Consider the following 13549-nt stretch of genomic DNA (forward strand, 5'->3'; position numbering starts at 1 on the left):
CACAACCAACCTTTAAGACCTGTCCTGTGAGGCAGGAAAGGACGGTCATGCTCGCTGACGCCCGCGCGCCCGAAAGCACTCCTCCCCCCGCGATCCTCGTTCTCGAAGACGGTCGGACCTTCCACGGACGAGCGTTCGGAGCGGTCGGTGAGACGTTCGGCGAGGCGGTCTTCTCCACCGGCATGTCCGGCTACCAGGAGACCCTGACCGACCCGAGCTACGACCGTCAGGTCGTGGTCGCCACCGCGCCGCAGATCGGCAACACCGGCTGGAACGACGACGACGACGAGTCGAGCCGGATCTGGGTCGCGGGATATGTGGTCCGCGACGCCGCCCGGATCCCGTCCAGCTGGCGCTCCCGGCGCAGCCTCGACGACGCGCTGCGCGCGCAGGGGGTGGTCGGGATGCGCGACGTCGACACTCGCGCGCTGACCCGCCATCTGCGCGAGCGCGGGGCGATGCGGGTCGGCGTCTCCAGCGTCGAGACCGACCCGGCGCGGCTGCTCGCGCGGGTGCTGGAGCAGCCGTCGATGCACGGCGCCCACCTGGCCGACGAGGTCAGCACGCCGCAGGCGTACGTCGTCCCCGCCCAGGGTGACAAGCGCTTCACCGTGGTCGCGCTGGACCTGGGAATCAAGTCGATGACGCCGTACCGGATGGCGGAGCGGGGGATCGAGACCCACGTGCTGCCGGCCACCGCGAGCTTCGCCGAGATCGCCGCCCATCGTCCGGACGGGGTGTTCTTCTCCAACGGCCCGGGCGATCCCCAGGCCGCCGACGCCGCCGTCGCCGTGCTGCGCGAGGTGCTTGCCGCCGGGACGCCGTACTTCGGGATCTGCTTCGGCAACCAGCTGTTCGGCCGGGCGCTCGGGTTCGGGACCTACAAGCTGGTCTACGGTCACCGCGGCATCAACCAGCCGGTGATGGACCTGACCACCCGCAAGGTCGAGATCACCGCGCACAACCACGGCTTCGCCGTGGACGCCCCGCTGGACGCGCCGACGCCGACGCCCTACGGCGTCGCCACCGTGAGCCACGTCTGCCTCAACGACCAGGTGGTCGAGGGCCTGGAACTGCGCGACGACGCCGGCGACCTGCTGAGCTTCTCGGTCCAGTACCACCCCGAGGCCGCCGCCGGCCCGCACGACGCCAGCTATCTGTTCGACCGGTTCACCGACCTGATGGCGAAACGCTCAGGCCGCGTTTCCGGGCTCGAAGGGCAGGAGAACTGATGCCCCGCCGTACCGACATCTCCTCGATCCTGGTGATCGGGTCAGGGCCGATCGTGATCGGCCAGGCCTGCGAGTTCGACTACTCCGGCACCCAGGCGTGCCGGGTGCTGCGGGCCGAGGGCTTCCGGGTCATCCTGGTCAACTCGAACCCGGCCACGATCATGACCGACCCCGAGTTCGCCGACGCGACGTACGTCGAGCCGATCACGCCCGAGTTCGTCGAGCAGGTGATCGCCAAGGAGCGTCCGGACGCGCTGCTGGCCACCCTGGGCGGCCAGACCGCGCTCAACGCCGCCGTCGCGCTGCACGAGGCCGGCATCTTGGAGAAGTACGGCGTCGAGCTGATCGGCGCCTCGATCGAGGCCATCCAGCGCGGCGAGAACCGCGAGCAGTTCAAGGCGATCGTCGAGGGTCTGGAGCTGCCGCCGGACACGACCACGCCGGACGTCGGGGTCGCGCGCAGCGCGATCTGCCACTCGATGGACGACGTCCTGGGTGCGGCCGCCCAGCTCGGCTACCCGCTGGTGGTCCGGCCGAGCTTCACCATGGGCGGCGTCGGCTCCGGCTTCGCCCATACCGAGCAGGATCTGCGCCGGATCGCCGGTGCCGGGCTGGCCGCCAGCCCCACCACCGAGGTGCTGATCGAGGAGTCGATCCTGGGCTGGAAGGAATACGAGCTCGAGGTCATGCGCGACCGCGCGGACAACGTGGTGATCGTCTGCTCGATCGAGAACCTGGACCCGATGGGCGTACACACCGGCGACTCGATCACGGTCGCCCCGGCGATGACGCTGACCGACCGGGAATACCAGCGGATGCGCGACGTCGCGATCGGCATCATCCGCGCGGTCGGGGTGGACACCGGCGGTTGCAACATCCAGTTCGCGATCGACCCCGCCACCGGCCGGATGATCGTGATCGAGATGAACCCGCGGGTGTCCCGCAGCTCCGCGCTGGCCTCGAAGGCGACCGGCTTCCCGATTGCCAAGATCGCCGCCAAGGTGGCGATCGGCTACACCCTGGACGAGATCCCGAACGACATCACCGGCGAGACGCCGGCGAGTTTCGAGCCGACCCTGGACTACGTCGTGGTGAAGGTGCCGCGGTTCGCGTTCGAGAAGTTCCCCGGCGCCGAGGACACCCTGACCACGCACATGAAGAGCGTCGGCGAGGCGATGGCGATCGGCCGGAACTTCACCGAGGCGCTCGGCAAGGCGCTGCGCAGCCTGGAGGACCCGAAGGCGCCGTTCGTCTTCGCGGCCCGTGGCCCTTCGCCAACCTCAGGGCGCATTGCCGAGTTGCTCGACCGCGCTTCCCGACCGCACGACGGCCGGCTCGGCGACGTGATGGGCGCGATCCGCGCGGGCGCGACGCCGGAGCAGGTGCATCAGGCGACCAAGATCGATCCCTGGTTCGTCGACCAGCTGTACCTGATCAGCGAGGTGGCGGACGAGGTCCGCGACGCGCCCGAGCTGACCGCCGACGTACTCCGGCTGGCCAAGCGGCACGGGCTGTCCGACGCCCAGATCGCGAGCCTGCGCAACCTGCGCGAGGACGTCGTCCGCGGTGTGCGCTGGGCACTGGGTGTCCGACCCGTCTACAAGACCGTGGACACCTGTGCCGCGGAGTTCGCCGCCAAGACCCCGTATCACTACAGCTCCTACGACGAAGAGACCGAGGTCGCACCACGGACCAAGCCGGCGGTGTTGATCTTGGGCAGCGGGCCGAACCGGATCGGGCAGGGGATCGAGTTCGACTACTCCTGCGTGCACGCGGCGATGACCTTGTCCCAGGCCGGCTACGAGACGGTCATGATCAACTGCAACCCGGAGACGGTCTCGACCGACTACGACACCGCCGACCGGCTCTATTTCGAGCCGCTCACCTGTGAGGACGTGCTCGAGGTCTATCACGCCGAGGCGGCGGCCGGGCCGGTCGCCGGGGTGATCGTGCAGCTGGGCGGCCAGACCCCGCTGCGGCTCGCCCAGCAGCTGAAGGACCAGGGTCTGCCGATCGTGGGCACCAGTCCCGAGGCGATCCACCTCGCCGAGGAGCGCGGCGCGTTCGGCCAGGTGCTCGCCGACGCGGACCTGCCCGCCCCGCGGCACGGGATGGCCCGCTCGTTCGACGAGGCGAAGGAGATCGCCGACGAGATCGGCTATCCCGTCCTGGTCCGCCCGAGCTATGTGCTCGGCGGCCGCGGGATGGAGATCGTCTACGACGAACCCACGCTCAGCTCCTACATCGAGCGGGCCACCGAGGTCACCCCGGACCATCCGGTGCTGGTCGACCAGTTCCTCGACGACGCGGTCGAGATCGACGTCGACGCGCTCTACGACGGCACAGAGCTCTATCTGGGCGGGGTGATGGAGCACATCGAGGAGGCCGGCATCCACTCCGGCGACTCGGCCTGCGCGCTGCCGCCGATCACCCTGGGTGCGGAGGTCGTCGACCGGATCCGGGAGTCCACCGCGGCGATCGCGGCGGGTGTGGGGGTGCGCGGCCTGATCAACATCCAGTACGCCCTGGCCGGCGACACCCTGTACGTGCTGGAGGCCAACCCGCGCGCCTCGCGGACGGTTCCCTTTGTCTCCAAGGCGACAGCGACCCCGCTGGCCAAGGCGGCGGCCCGGATCATGCTGGGCGAGACGATCGGCGGGCTGCGGGCCGACGGCCTGCTGCGGGCGGGCGGCGACGGCTCGGACGAGCATCCCGGCCCGATCGCGGTGAAGGAAGCCGTGATGCCGTTCAACCGGTTCCGTACCGTGGAAGGGATCTCCGTCGACACCATCCTCGGCCCGGAGATGAAGTCCACCGGCGAGGTGATGGGGCTCGACCACACCTTCGGTGCGGCGTTCGCGAAGAGCCAGGTGGCCGGCTTCGGCCCGTTGCCCACCAAGGGGACGGTGTTCATCTCGGTGGCCAACCGGGACAAGCGGTTCGTGATCTTCCCGGTGAAGCGGCTGGCCGACCTCGGCTTCGAGATCCTCGCGACCGAGGGCACGGCGTCCATGCTGCGCCGGCACGGCGTGATCGTCACCACCGTCCGGAAGTACAGCCAGGGTCCCGGACCGAACGGGGAGAAGACGATCGTCCAGGCGATCTTGGACGGCGAGGTGGACCTGATCTTCAACACCCCGCACGGGCTGAGCCCGCACGGCCGGCCGCGGTTCGACGGCTACGAGATCCGGACCGCCGCGGTCTATCGCAACGTGCCCTGCGTGACCACGGTGCAAGGGCTGGCCGCGGCCGTCCAGGGGATCGAGTCGATCCGGGCCGGCAGTGTCGGCGTCCGCTCCTTGCAGTCCTGGTCCGCGGAGCTCCTCGCCGACTTGTCACGCTCCCGGCTCGCCCCGGCGGGCCCGCCGCCTGACGACCCGGTCCTCGACGATTCGGCACCCGACGACTCAGGACGATGACCGCGTACGATCGGCTGCTGCGCCCGATCCTTTTCCGCTCCGGCGGTGGAGACCCCGAGAAGGCGCACGAGCGGACGCTGGCCGCGCTGACCCGGCTCGGCGCGCTTCCGCCGGCGCGCTCGGCGGCTGGCCGCTGGTTCGGGCGGCACCGCAGCCCCGTCGACGTCGCCGGCATCTCGTTCCCGGGTCGCGTCGGGCTGGCCGCCGGGATGGACAAGAACGGGTTGGCCGTGCGGGCCTGGGCGGGTCTCGGCTTCGGCTTCGCCGAGCTGGGCACGGTGACGGCACAGGCCCAGCCCGGCAACGACCGGCCGCGGCTGTTCCGGCTGCCGCAGAGCAGCGCGTTGATCAACCGGATGGGCTTCAACAACGCCGGGGCAGAAGCGCTGGCCCGCCGGCTGGCGGCAGCCGGAATCCGCCGCGGCAACAACGCCGCCGGTATCCCGCTCGGCATCTCGATCGGCAAGACCAAGATCACGCCGGTCGAGGACGCGGTGGAGGACTACCTGGCCAGCTTTGCCGCGCTGTCGCCCTATGCCGACTACGTCGCGGTGAACGTGTCCAGCCCGAACACCCCGGGTCTGCGCCGGCTCCAGGACGCGGACTCGCTGCGCAGCCTCGCCGGCGGTCTGGTCCACGCCGCACGCACCGAGCGGTCCACCGATCCGGTGCCGATCTTCGTCAAGATCGCGCCGGACCTCGGCGAGTCCGCGGTGGAAGACGTCCTCGACGTCTGCCGGATCACCGGTGTCAGCGGGCTGATCGCCACCAACACCACCCTGCGTCGCAGCGGCGTGTCGTTCGCCGAGAGCAGCCTGGCCAAGGAAACCGGTGGCCTGTCCGGAGCGCCGCTGACGAACCGGGCCCGCCAGCTCGTCCGCTTCCTGCGGGAGCGGACCGAACTGCCCATCATCGGTGTCGGCGGGATCATGACCGCCGACGACGGCCGGCGGATGTTCGACGCCGGTGCTGACCTGCTCCAGCTCTACACCGGATTCGTCTACGGCGGGCCCGGCTTGGTGGACGCCCTGAACAGGCTTCCGGAGTGCAACACGCGACTGAGGGGAAATCCGTGATGACCATGCCGTACGGGCAGCGGTTGCGCCGTCTGAGCGCCGAACGAGGGCCGCTGTGCGTCGGGATCGACCCGCACCCGCCCCTGCTCACCGCGTGGGGTCTGCCGACGAGCGCCGCCGGGCTCGAGCGGTTCGCCCGCGGCCTGATCGAGGCGATCGGCTCCGAGGTCGCCGTGTTCAAGCCGCAGTCGGCGTTCTTCGAGACCTACGGCTCGGCGGGGATCGCCGTCCTGGAACGGGTGCTGGCCGACCTGCATGCGGTTGGCGCGATCTCGGTGCTGGACGTCAAGCGCGGGGACATCGGTTCGACCATGGACGCCTACGCCGCCGCTTACCTTGCCGACGGCGCCCCGTTGGCCGCCGACGCGATCACCGCCAGCCCGTATCTGGGCTTCGGCTCGCTCGCGGGCGCTATCGACCTCGCGGCAGAGACCGGCCGTGGTGTCTACGTTCTCGCGCTGACCAGCAATCCGGAGGGACCGCAGGTGCAGCACGCCCGGGTCGCCGACGGCCGGATCGTCGGCCAGGCGATTCTCGACGAGGTCGCCGAGCGCAACGCTGCCGCGCGAGAAGTCGGCGAACTCGGTCATGTCGGGGTGGTGGTCGGCGCCACCATCGGACGGACGGCCGCGGACTTCAGCCGGCTGAACGGGTCGATCCTGGTGCCCGGTCTCGGTGCCCAGGGCGGCACCGCGGCAGGTCTGGCCGAGGTCTTCGGGGATGCCCGGCAGCTGGTGCTGCCGTCGTCCAGCCGGGAGATCTTGTCGGCCGGACCCGACCCGAGTGCACTCCGGGCCGCCGTCGGCAAGGCCCAAGCCGCGATCGGCGACGTCATCGCCGTGGGGTAAGTTCTCGTTCCAGCCGAACTTCCCTGCGCGCAGATGAGGATCGACGCGGTGACCATTCCTCCGTTGAGCAACGAGCAACGCCTCGAGGCGCGACATGCGGCCACCGAGGCGCGGCGGAAGCGTGCCCAGGTGAAGCAGGGACTGCGCACCGGCGAGCTGAGCCTGGCGCAGGTGCTCGACCTTGCCGAGGCCGACGACGTGATCGCGCATACCAAGGTGGTCGACACGCTGAAGTCGCTGCCGCGGGTCGGCGCCGTCCGCGCGGAGAAGATCATGACCAGGCTGGACATCGCGCCGAATCGCCGGCTGCGCGGCCTCGGCAAGCACCAGATCGCCGCCTTGATCGAGGAGTTCGGGCGCGCGCCGGATCAGGCGTGACGGCGGGCACTCCGCACCTCACCGTCGTCTCCGGTCCGACCGCCGTCGGCAAGGGCACGGTGGTCGCCCGGCTGGCGGCCGAGCACCCCGAGCTGTACGTGTCCGTGTCGGCGACCACCCGGCCGCCGCGCCCGGGAGAGCGCGACGGGGTGCACTACTGGTTCGTCTCCGACGACCGCTTCGACGAGATGGTCGCCGACGGGGAGCTGCTGGAGTGGGCGGTGGTGCATGGCCGGCACCGCTACGGCACGCCCCGGGCACCCGTGCTGGCGGCGCTGGCGGCAGGCCAGCAGGCCCTGCTCGAGATCGATCTGCAGGGCGCCCGGCAGGTCAAGCAGAACTGGCCGAGCGCTCGGTTCGTCTTCCTGGCTCCGCCGAGCTGGGAGGAGTTGGTCCGCCGGCTGGTCGGCCGCGGCACCGAGACCGAGGAGCAGCGTGAGCGCCGGCTGGCCACCGCCCGGACCGAGTTGGAGGCCGTGTCGGAGTTCGATCACGTCGTCGTGAACGCCGAAATAGGCCAGGCGGTGGGGGACTTGGTAGCCTTGTTGGGTCTGTAGCCGAACAGGCCGGCTCCTGCCTGCCCGTCGGCCGGACTCGCTGTCTCCAACCCAGAAGGTTCACTGTGTCCGGAAACCCCGTGGTCGCCGAGGGCATCACCAACCCGCCCATCGACGAGCTGCTGACCCGCTCCGACTCCAAGTACAAGCTGGTGCTGTTCGCCGCGAAGCGCGCGCGCCAGATCAACGCCTACTACTCCCAGCTCGGCGAGGGTCTGCTGGACAACGTCGGCCCGCTGGTCGAGACCGGCGTGCAGGAGAAGCCGCTGTCGATCGCGCTGCGCGAGGTCAACGCGGGACTGCTCACCTGCACCGACATCGACGAGAACGGCGAGCCGGTCGGCGACCAGCCCGCGGAGCTCGGCACCGACTCGACGAGCTTCGACGATCCTGCCTGATCGTCCGACCCGGCCGGCCCGGGTGGTTCTGGGGGTCGCCGGGGGGGTCGCCGCCTACAAGGCGTGCGAGCTGCTCCGCCGGCTGCTCGCCGACGGCCACGAGGTGCAGGTCATCCCGACCGAGGCGGCGCTGAACTTCGTCGGCGCCGCCACCTGGGAGGCGCTGTCCGGTCGGCCGGTGCACACCGACGTCTTCACCGGCGCGTACGAGGTCCCGCACGTGGCGATCGGCAGGCAGGCGGATCTGGTGCTGGTGGCTCCGGCCACGGCCGATCTGCTGGCCCGGGCCGCCACCGGCCGCGCCGACGACCTGCTGACCAACGTCCTGCTCACCGCGACCTGTCCGGTGCTGTATGCGCCGGCGATGCACACCGAGATGTGGCTCAACCCGGCCACCCAGGCCAACGTCGACACCCTGCGAGCCCGCGGCGCCGTCGTGGTCGACCCCGCCTCCGGCCGGCTCACCGGTGCCGACTCCGGACCGGGCCGGCTGCCCGAGGCGATCGAGCTGCACGCGGTCGCGGCGAGCGTGCTGGCCGATCGCGGCATCGCCGGCCGGGCCGCCGCCCGCGACCTGGCCGGGCTCAGGGTGGCGGTCAGCGCCGGCGGCACCCGCGAGCATCTGGATCCGGTGCGCTTTCTCGGCAACTCCTCCTCGGGCCTGATGGGCTGGGCGCTGGCCCGGGCCGCCGCGTTGCGCGGTGCAGCCGTCACGCTGGTGGCGGCGAACGTCTCGCTGCCCGCTCCCGCCGACCTCGACCTGATCCCGGTCACCTCGACCGCCGATCTGGCCGCGGCGATGACGACCGCGGCCCAGGAGGCCGACATCGTGGTGATGGCCGCCGCGCCCGCCGACTACACCCCGGCGAGCGCCAGCGACACCAAGCTGAAGAAGACCGGCGACGCCGGCCTGGAGCTGGACCTGGTGCAGACCACCGACGTGCTGGCCTCGCTGGTCCGCGGACGTACCGATCCGCGGCAGGTGTTGGTCGGCTTCGCCGCCGAGACCCCGACGCCGGACCACGGCCTGTTGGAGCTCGGCCGGGCCAAGCTGGCCCGGAAGGGCTGCGACCTGCTGGTGCTGAACGAGGTCGGGCGGGACAAGGTGTTCGGCCGGTCGACCAGCGAGATCGTGATCATCTCCGCCGAGACGGCCCGGCCGCCACTGGCCGGCAGCAAGGACGAGCTCGCGCACCGAATCTGGGATGAGGCACGTGCGGTTCGGGCCGCGAAAGTAGAGTGACGCGTCGGCGGCACCGGTTGAAGGAGACACGGATATGACCAGCAGGCTGTTCACCTCGGAGTCGGTCACCGAGGGGCACCCGGACAAGATCGCCGACCAGATCAGCGACTCGATCCTGGACGATCTGCTCACTCACGACCCGGACAGCCGGGTCGCGGTCGAGACGCTGGTGACGACCGGTCTGGTGACGATCGCCGGCGAGGTGACCACCGACGCCTACTCCGAGATCCCAGGGATCATCCGGCAGCGGATCGTCGACATCGGTTACGACTCCTCGACCAAGGGCTTCGACGGCCGGTCCTGCGGGGTCCAGGTCGCGATCGGCCAGCAGAGCAAGGACATTGCCCAGGGCGTGGACCACGCGTTCGAGGAGCGCAGCGGCGAGTCGCACGACGCGCTCGATGCCCAGGGCGCCGGCGACCAGGGTCTGATGTTCGGCTACGCCTGCGACGAGACCCCGACCCTGATGCCGCTGCCGATCGACCTGGCCCACCGGCTGGCCGAGCGGCTGGCGGCGGTCCGCAAGGACCACACCATGCCCTACCTGCGTCCGGACGGGAAGACCCAGGTCACCATCGCCTACGAGGGCGACCGTCCGGTCCGGCTGGACACGGTCGTGGTCTCCAGCCAGCACGCGGCCGACATCGACCTGGATGCGTTGCTCGCCCCGGACGTCCGCAAGCACGTGGTGGACGCCGTGCTGGAGCGCTATGACCTGGACGCGTCGGACTACCGGCTGCTGGTCAACCCGACCGGCCGGTTCGAGATCGGCGGCCCGATGGGCGACGCCGGGCTGACCGGCCGCAAGATCATCGTCGACACCTACGGTGGGATGGCCCGGCACGGTGGCGGCGCGTTCTCCGGCAAGGACCCGTCGAAGGTGGACCGCTCCGCGGCGTACGCGATGCGCTGGGTCGCCAAGAACGTGGTGGCCGCGGGGCTGGCCCGGCGCTGCGAGGTGCAGGTGGCGTACGCGATCGGCAAGGCGCACCCGGTCGGCTTCTACGTCGACACCTTCGGCACCGAGTCCGTGCCGGTGCCGCAGATCCAGGCCGCCGTGCTGGCGACCTTCGACCTCCGGCCGGCCGCGATCATCCGCGACCTGGACCTGAAGCGGCCGATCTATGCCAAGACGGCGGCGTACGGTCACTTCGGCCGTGAGCTGCCGGAGTTCAGCTGGGAGCGGACCGACCGCGCCGACGCGCTCGCCGCGGCCGTCCGCGGTTAGTTGGTTTCCCGCGAGTTGTCAGGTCCTCAGCTCGTTCTGGCGCGCTGAGGACCTGACAACTCGGCGCAGGGAGCGGGCCAGCACCGAGCCGACCAGCAGGCCGAGGGCGATCGAGAGCGCCAGCTGGATCACCACGAAGCCGCCGCCACCGGTGCCGTCCGGGTGGATCACCAGCTCGGTGACCGACAGCAGGCCGAGACTGCCCGGGACGAGCATCCAGAACGCCGGCAGGAAGACCACCAGCCGCGGCAGCTGCGGCCGGATCAGCTCCACCACCGAGGCGCCGAGGCTGGCCGCGGTCGCGCCGAGGAACCCGCCCAGCGACGCGCCCCAGAGCAGCTGGCCGAGGATCTGGCAGCCGACCGCGGCGACCAGCACCACCATCACCCACGGGATCAGTGCCAGCCGGACGCTTTCCATCAGGCACAGGCCCACACTGAGGCAGAGCACGCCGAGCGGAAGCGCCCACCAGCCGAGGTCGTCGACCCGGACGTTGGTCAGCGCGGCCGCGGGAGTGCGCAGCAGGGCCGCCGCGGCGAGGATCCCGAGCGCGAACAGCAGTAGCTGGACGGTGCCGTAGCCGACCCGGGCGACGCCGGTGATCATCGCGCCCGCGGCGATCTCGGACAGCCCGGTGACGAGCAGCGCGCCGGGCAGCAGGATGGCGAGCGGCGGCAGCAGCGTGCGCAGGGCACCGTCCACCAGCCCGGCGCCGGCGGCGGCGAAGACCAGGCAGGCCGCCAGGAACGCCGCGACGCTCGGCAACAGGGTGGCCAGCGCGCGGAACCGGCCGCTCAGCCGGGCCAGCCCGAGCGCGATCGCCGAGCCGACCGCGGTCAGCGCCACATTCGCGGCGCCGGGCTGCAGGATCAGGCAGATCCCGACCGACGCGATCACCCAGGCCAGCCCGGACAGCCAGGCCGGATAGCGCTCCGGCCGGCCGCGGAGCGTGGTCAGCCGGTCCAGCGCGGTCGGCCTGTCGATGGCGCGGATCATCAGCTGCTGGCGGATCAGCCGGACCTCGGCTGCCTGGTCCAGTCGCAGCGGTCCCCTCACCGTCTCCACGGTCGCGGCGGCGCCGCCGGCCAGCGCGAGGGTGACGCTAGTGGGTCCGGCCGCGACCTGGACGTCGGGATAGCCGAGCGCCCGGCCGGCGGCGGACAGGTCCTCGTCGATCTCGTGCACCGGCTGGCCGGTCGCCACCATCGCGACCGCCAGATAGGTCAGCACGCGGCGGTCGGCAAGTTCCCCGTCGTGGGCGGTGGCGTCGGTTCCTGCAGCCGTCATGGCGCCAACTGTGTCATCGACCGGCGCGGGTGGGTCGACCTGCTGGTGGCCGCGACCCGAAATCCCGCCCCTCGTCGGCGCGGTCGCCGCCGGCCCAGGCGGGACGGAGCGACGGCACCTCGAACGAGGGGCGGATTTTCGGGTTGCGAGCGGTTGCCCGGGACTCAGCTGCCCTGGACTCAGCTGCCCAGGACTCAGCTGCCCAGGACTCAGCTGCCCGCGCCGAACCGCTCCATCCCGATCAGCGGCTTGATCGCCCGCTCGATCGCGCCCCGGCTGAAGGCCCGCTGGACCAGACCGCGACCGAGCAGGTTGCCGAGCGCGCCCATGATCATCGCCTGGTCCAGCGAGAGGAAGCGCCGGGCCACCTTGCCGGAGCCGACCGCGATGGCGTCGAAGAAACCGCCGTCGGAGGTGCAGTCGAACTCGCGCTCCAGCTTGCGCAGGTTGGCGTACGCGGGCCCGGGCTCGTGCATCATCGCCAGGAACGCGGCGTGCGGCGTGACCACCCCGTCGCCGTAGGTCGGGTTGGGGTTCTTCGCCTCGCGGCAGTCGCCGAAGCCGCGGTCGACGTTGGTCTTCTCCACGTCGGAGAAGTAGCCGTCGGGGTTGAGCCCGACGGCGTCCACGCCGTACTCGCGGTAGCCCTGGTCGAGCGTCGGGTCGCTGGCGGGGGAGAAGCCCCAGAAGCCGTACTTCGCCTCGTCCAGCCCGTGCTCGCGGTGCGCGCGGACCATCAGCGGGTGATTCACTCCCCAGGAGTGCGGCGCCCAGCGCTCCTCCGGCACGAACACGTTCGGCATCAGCGCCTCGAACATCGACCCGCCCCAACCGGGCACGACCCGGAACCCGCGGTACTCGTACGCGCCCTCGAACACGTCCACGCCGAGATAGGTCCGGGTCCGGCCGACCGGCCGGCTCTCCTGCCAGGACCAGTCGCACCCGCTCGGGAACGTTCGCCAGGTGCCGAAGAAGTGACCGGGCGGGATCTGGCCGCGGGCGATGCCGAGGTAGGACGCGATCCGGGTCTCCGAGACGGTGGTGTCGTAGTGGAAGTTGGTGTAGAACACGTTCGGCCCGCGCCCAAGGTAGTTGGCCTCGACGGTGTCCGACGGGGTCGGCGGCTTCTCCGGCCAGAAGCCGCCTCGGAGCAGTCCGACCGGGAGGTCGGGTCGCGGCGTCGGGTTGTAGTACGCCCTGAAGTCCATTGGCTCCAGCAACCGGAGCGCCCGGCGGCCGATGGAGGGCTCGGCGGCGTTGCCCAGCACGACGAAGGCGGCGGCCAGCCAGCCGTTGTCCACGCTGGACAGGAACGGATAGACGGTCTTGCCGTCGGTGGGCCAGCTGGTGAGCACCTCGGCGGTGCGCTCGTCGTACCAGTTGTAGAACATGCCGCTCGGCCCGTGCCGCCGCATCCGGCTCAGGGTGTCGAGGGTCTGGGAGAGTCGGCGGCTGGCCTCGCCGCGGGAGATCAGGCCGAGGTCGCGGGCGACGATTGTGCTCCACAGGTAGCCGCCGATGTTGGTGGGCGACGTGTAGCCGCTCCGGTTCGGGGCGTCGAGCGGGCCGTCGATGTTGTCGGCGGACAAACCGGTCCGCTCGTCGGTCATCGCCACCAGGCTGGCCCAGGTCCGGCGGGCCCACCGCTGCAGTACGGCGCGGTCGGGCCGGCCACCGGCTTGCCGCGGCGCGGCTGCGGCTGTCGGGGACAGCGACAGCGTCGCCGGGAGGGCGGCGGTCGCCGCCAGGGCGGTGCCGCCGGTGAGCAGAGCGCGTCGAGAGAACGCGGTCACGGAAGACTCCTTCGTCGTCGGATGCGTTCATTCGACCCTGCCCCGATGTCCACGGATTAGTCAAGAAGTAGCGCGATTCGTGGTCACATA

The 13549-nt window shown here is 71.0% G+C and carries 11 protein-coding genes; 9 read left to right on the forward strand and 2 right to left on the reverse strand.

Features of this window, described 5'->3' with window-relative positions; translation table 11 throughout:
• Positions 1–47: 47 nt before the first annotated feature.
• The 9 genes from carA to metK all read left to right on the forward strand — a co-directional run bounded on the left by carA (position 48) and on the right by metK (position 10379).
• Complete coding sequence (gene carA / locus ABD747_RS18120) at positions 48–1232, forward strand: glutamine-hydrolyzing carbamoyl-phosphate synthase small subunit (protein ID WP_344807169.1); 1185 nt, start codon at positions 48–50, stop codon at positions 1230–1232.
• Positions 1232–4651 carry a carbamoyl-phosphate synthase large subunit gene (carB, locus tag ABD747_RS18125; RefSeq protein ID WP_344807171.1) on the forward strand — a complete coding sequence of 1140 codons (3420 nt, stop codon included), beginning with the start codon at positions 1232–1234 and terminating at the stop codon, positions 4649–4651. The genes carA and carB overlap by 1 nt, the downstream gene beginning before the upstream one ends.
• Positions 4648–5727 (forward strand): quinone-dependent dihydroorotate dehydrogenase, encoded by a 1080-nt coding sequence (locus ABD747_RS18130; protein WP_344807173.1) that lies wholly within the window; start codon positions 4648–4650, stop codon positions 5725–5727. The genes carB and ABD747_RS18130 overlap by 4 nt, the downstream gene beginning before the upstream one ends.
• Positions 5727–6575 (forward strand): orotidine-5'-phosphate decarboxylase, encoded by an 849-nt coding sequence (gene pyrF, locus ABD747_RS18135; RefSeq protein ID WP_344807231.1) that lies wholly within the window; start codon positions 5727–5729, stop codon positions 6573–6575. Before ABD747_RS18130 ends, pyrF begins: the two co-directional genes overlap by 1 nt.
• Before the next feature lie 48 nt (positions 6576–6623).
• Entirely contained in the window at positions 6624–6953 is a 330-nt protein-coding gene (mihF, locus tag ABD747_RS18140; RefSeq protein ID WP_344807175.1) for an integration host factor, actinobacterial type, read from the forward strand.
• A complete protein-coding gene (gene gmk / locus ABD747_RS18145) occupies positions 6950–7510 on the forward strand; it encodes a guanylate kinase (RefSeq protein WP_344807177.1) in 561 nt (186 codons plus the stop codon). Before mihF ends, gmk begins: the two co-directional genes overlap by 4 nt.
• Positions 7511–7575: 65 nt before the next feature.
• The gene (gene rpoZ / locus ABD747_RS18150) at positions 7576–7908 is read left to right on the forward strand and encodes a DNA-directed RNA polymerase subunit omega (RefSeq protein ID WP_344807179.1); all 333 of its coding nucleotides are present in this window, start codon (positions 7576–7578) and stop codon (positions 7906–7908) included.
• A 22-nt stretch (positions 7909–7930) separates the two neighbouring features.
• Positions 7931–9151, forward strand: coding sequence for a bifunctional phosphopantothenoylcysteine decarboxylase/phosphopantothenate--cysteine ligase CoaBC (gene coaBC, locus ABD747_RS18155; RefSeq protein WP_344807181.1), 1221 nt, complete (start codon positions 7931–7933; stop codon positions 9149–9151).
• A 34-nt stretch (positions 9152–9185) separates the two neighbouring features.
• Positions 9186–10379 carry a methionine adenosyltransferase gene (gene metK / locus ABD747_RS18160; RefSeq protein ID WP_344807183.1) on the forward strand — a complete coding sequence of 398 codons (1194 nt, stop codon included), beginning with the start codon at positions 9186–9188 and terminating at the stop codon, positions 10377–10379.
• Between the two features lie 18 nt (positions 10380–10397).
• On the opposite strand, the gene ABD747_RS18165 is transcribed toward metK, so the two are convergent.
• The gene (locus ABD747_RS18165; RefSeq protein ID WP_344807185.1) at positions 10398–11666 is read right to left on the reverse strand and encodes a threonine/serine exporter family protein; all 1269 of its coding nucleotides are present in this window, start codon (positions 11664–11666) and stop codon (positions 10398–10400) included.
• 209 nt (positions 11667–11875) lie between these two features.
• Positions 11876–13459 (reverse strand): glucoamylase family protein, encoded by a 1584-nt coding sequence (locus tag ABD747_RS18170; protein ID WP_344807187.1) that lies wholly within the window; start codon positions 13457–13459, stop codon positions 11876–11878.
• Positions 13460–13549 lie beyond the last annotated feature (90 nt).

This window comes from Microlunatus ginsengisoli (genome assembly GCF_039537205.1).
Lineage (GTDB): Bacteria > Actinomycetota > Actinomycetes > Propionibacteriales > Propionibacteriaceae > Microlunatus > Microlunatus ginsengisoli.

Coding starts and splice junctions, on each gene's coding strand:
- carA (WP_344807169.1), top strand. CDS start 48: ATGCTCGCTGACGCCCGCGCGCCCGAAAGCACTCCTCCCCCCGCGATC.
- carB (WP_344807171.1), top strand. CDS start 1,232: ATGCCCCGCCGTACCGACATCTCCTCGATCCTGGTGATCGGGTCAGGG.
- ABD747_RS18130 (WP_344807173.1), top strand. CDS start 4,648: ATGACCGCGTACGATCGGCTGCTGCGCCCGATCCTTTTCCGCTCCGGC.
- pyrF (WP_344807231.1), top strand. CDS start 5,727: ATGACCATGCCGTACGGGCAGCGGTTGCGCCGTCTGAGCGCCGAACGA.
- metK (WP_344807183.1), top strand. CDS start 9,186: ATGACCAGCAGGCTGTTCACCTCGGAGTCGGTCACCGAGGGGCACCCG.
- ABD747_RS18165 (WP_344807185.1), bottom strand. CDS start 11,666: ATGACGGCTGCAGGAACCGACGCCACCGCCCACGACGGGGAACTTGCC.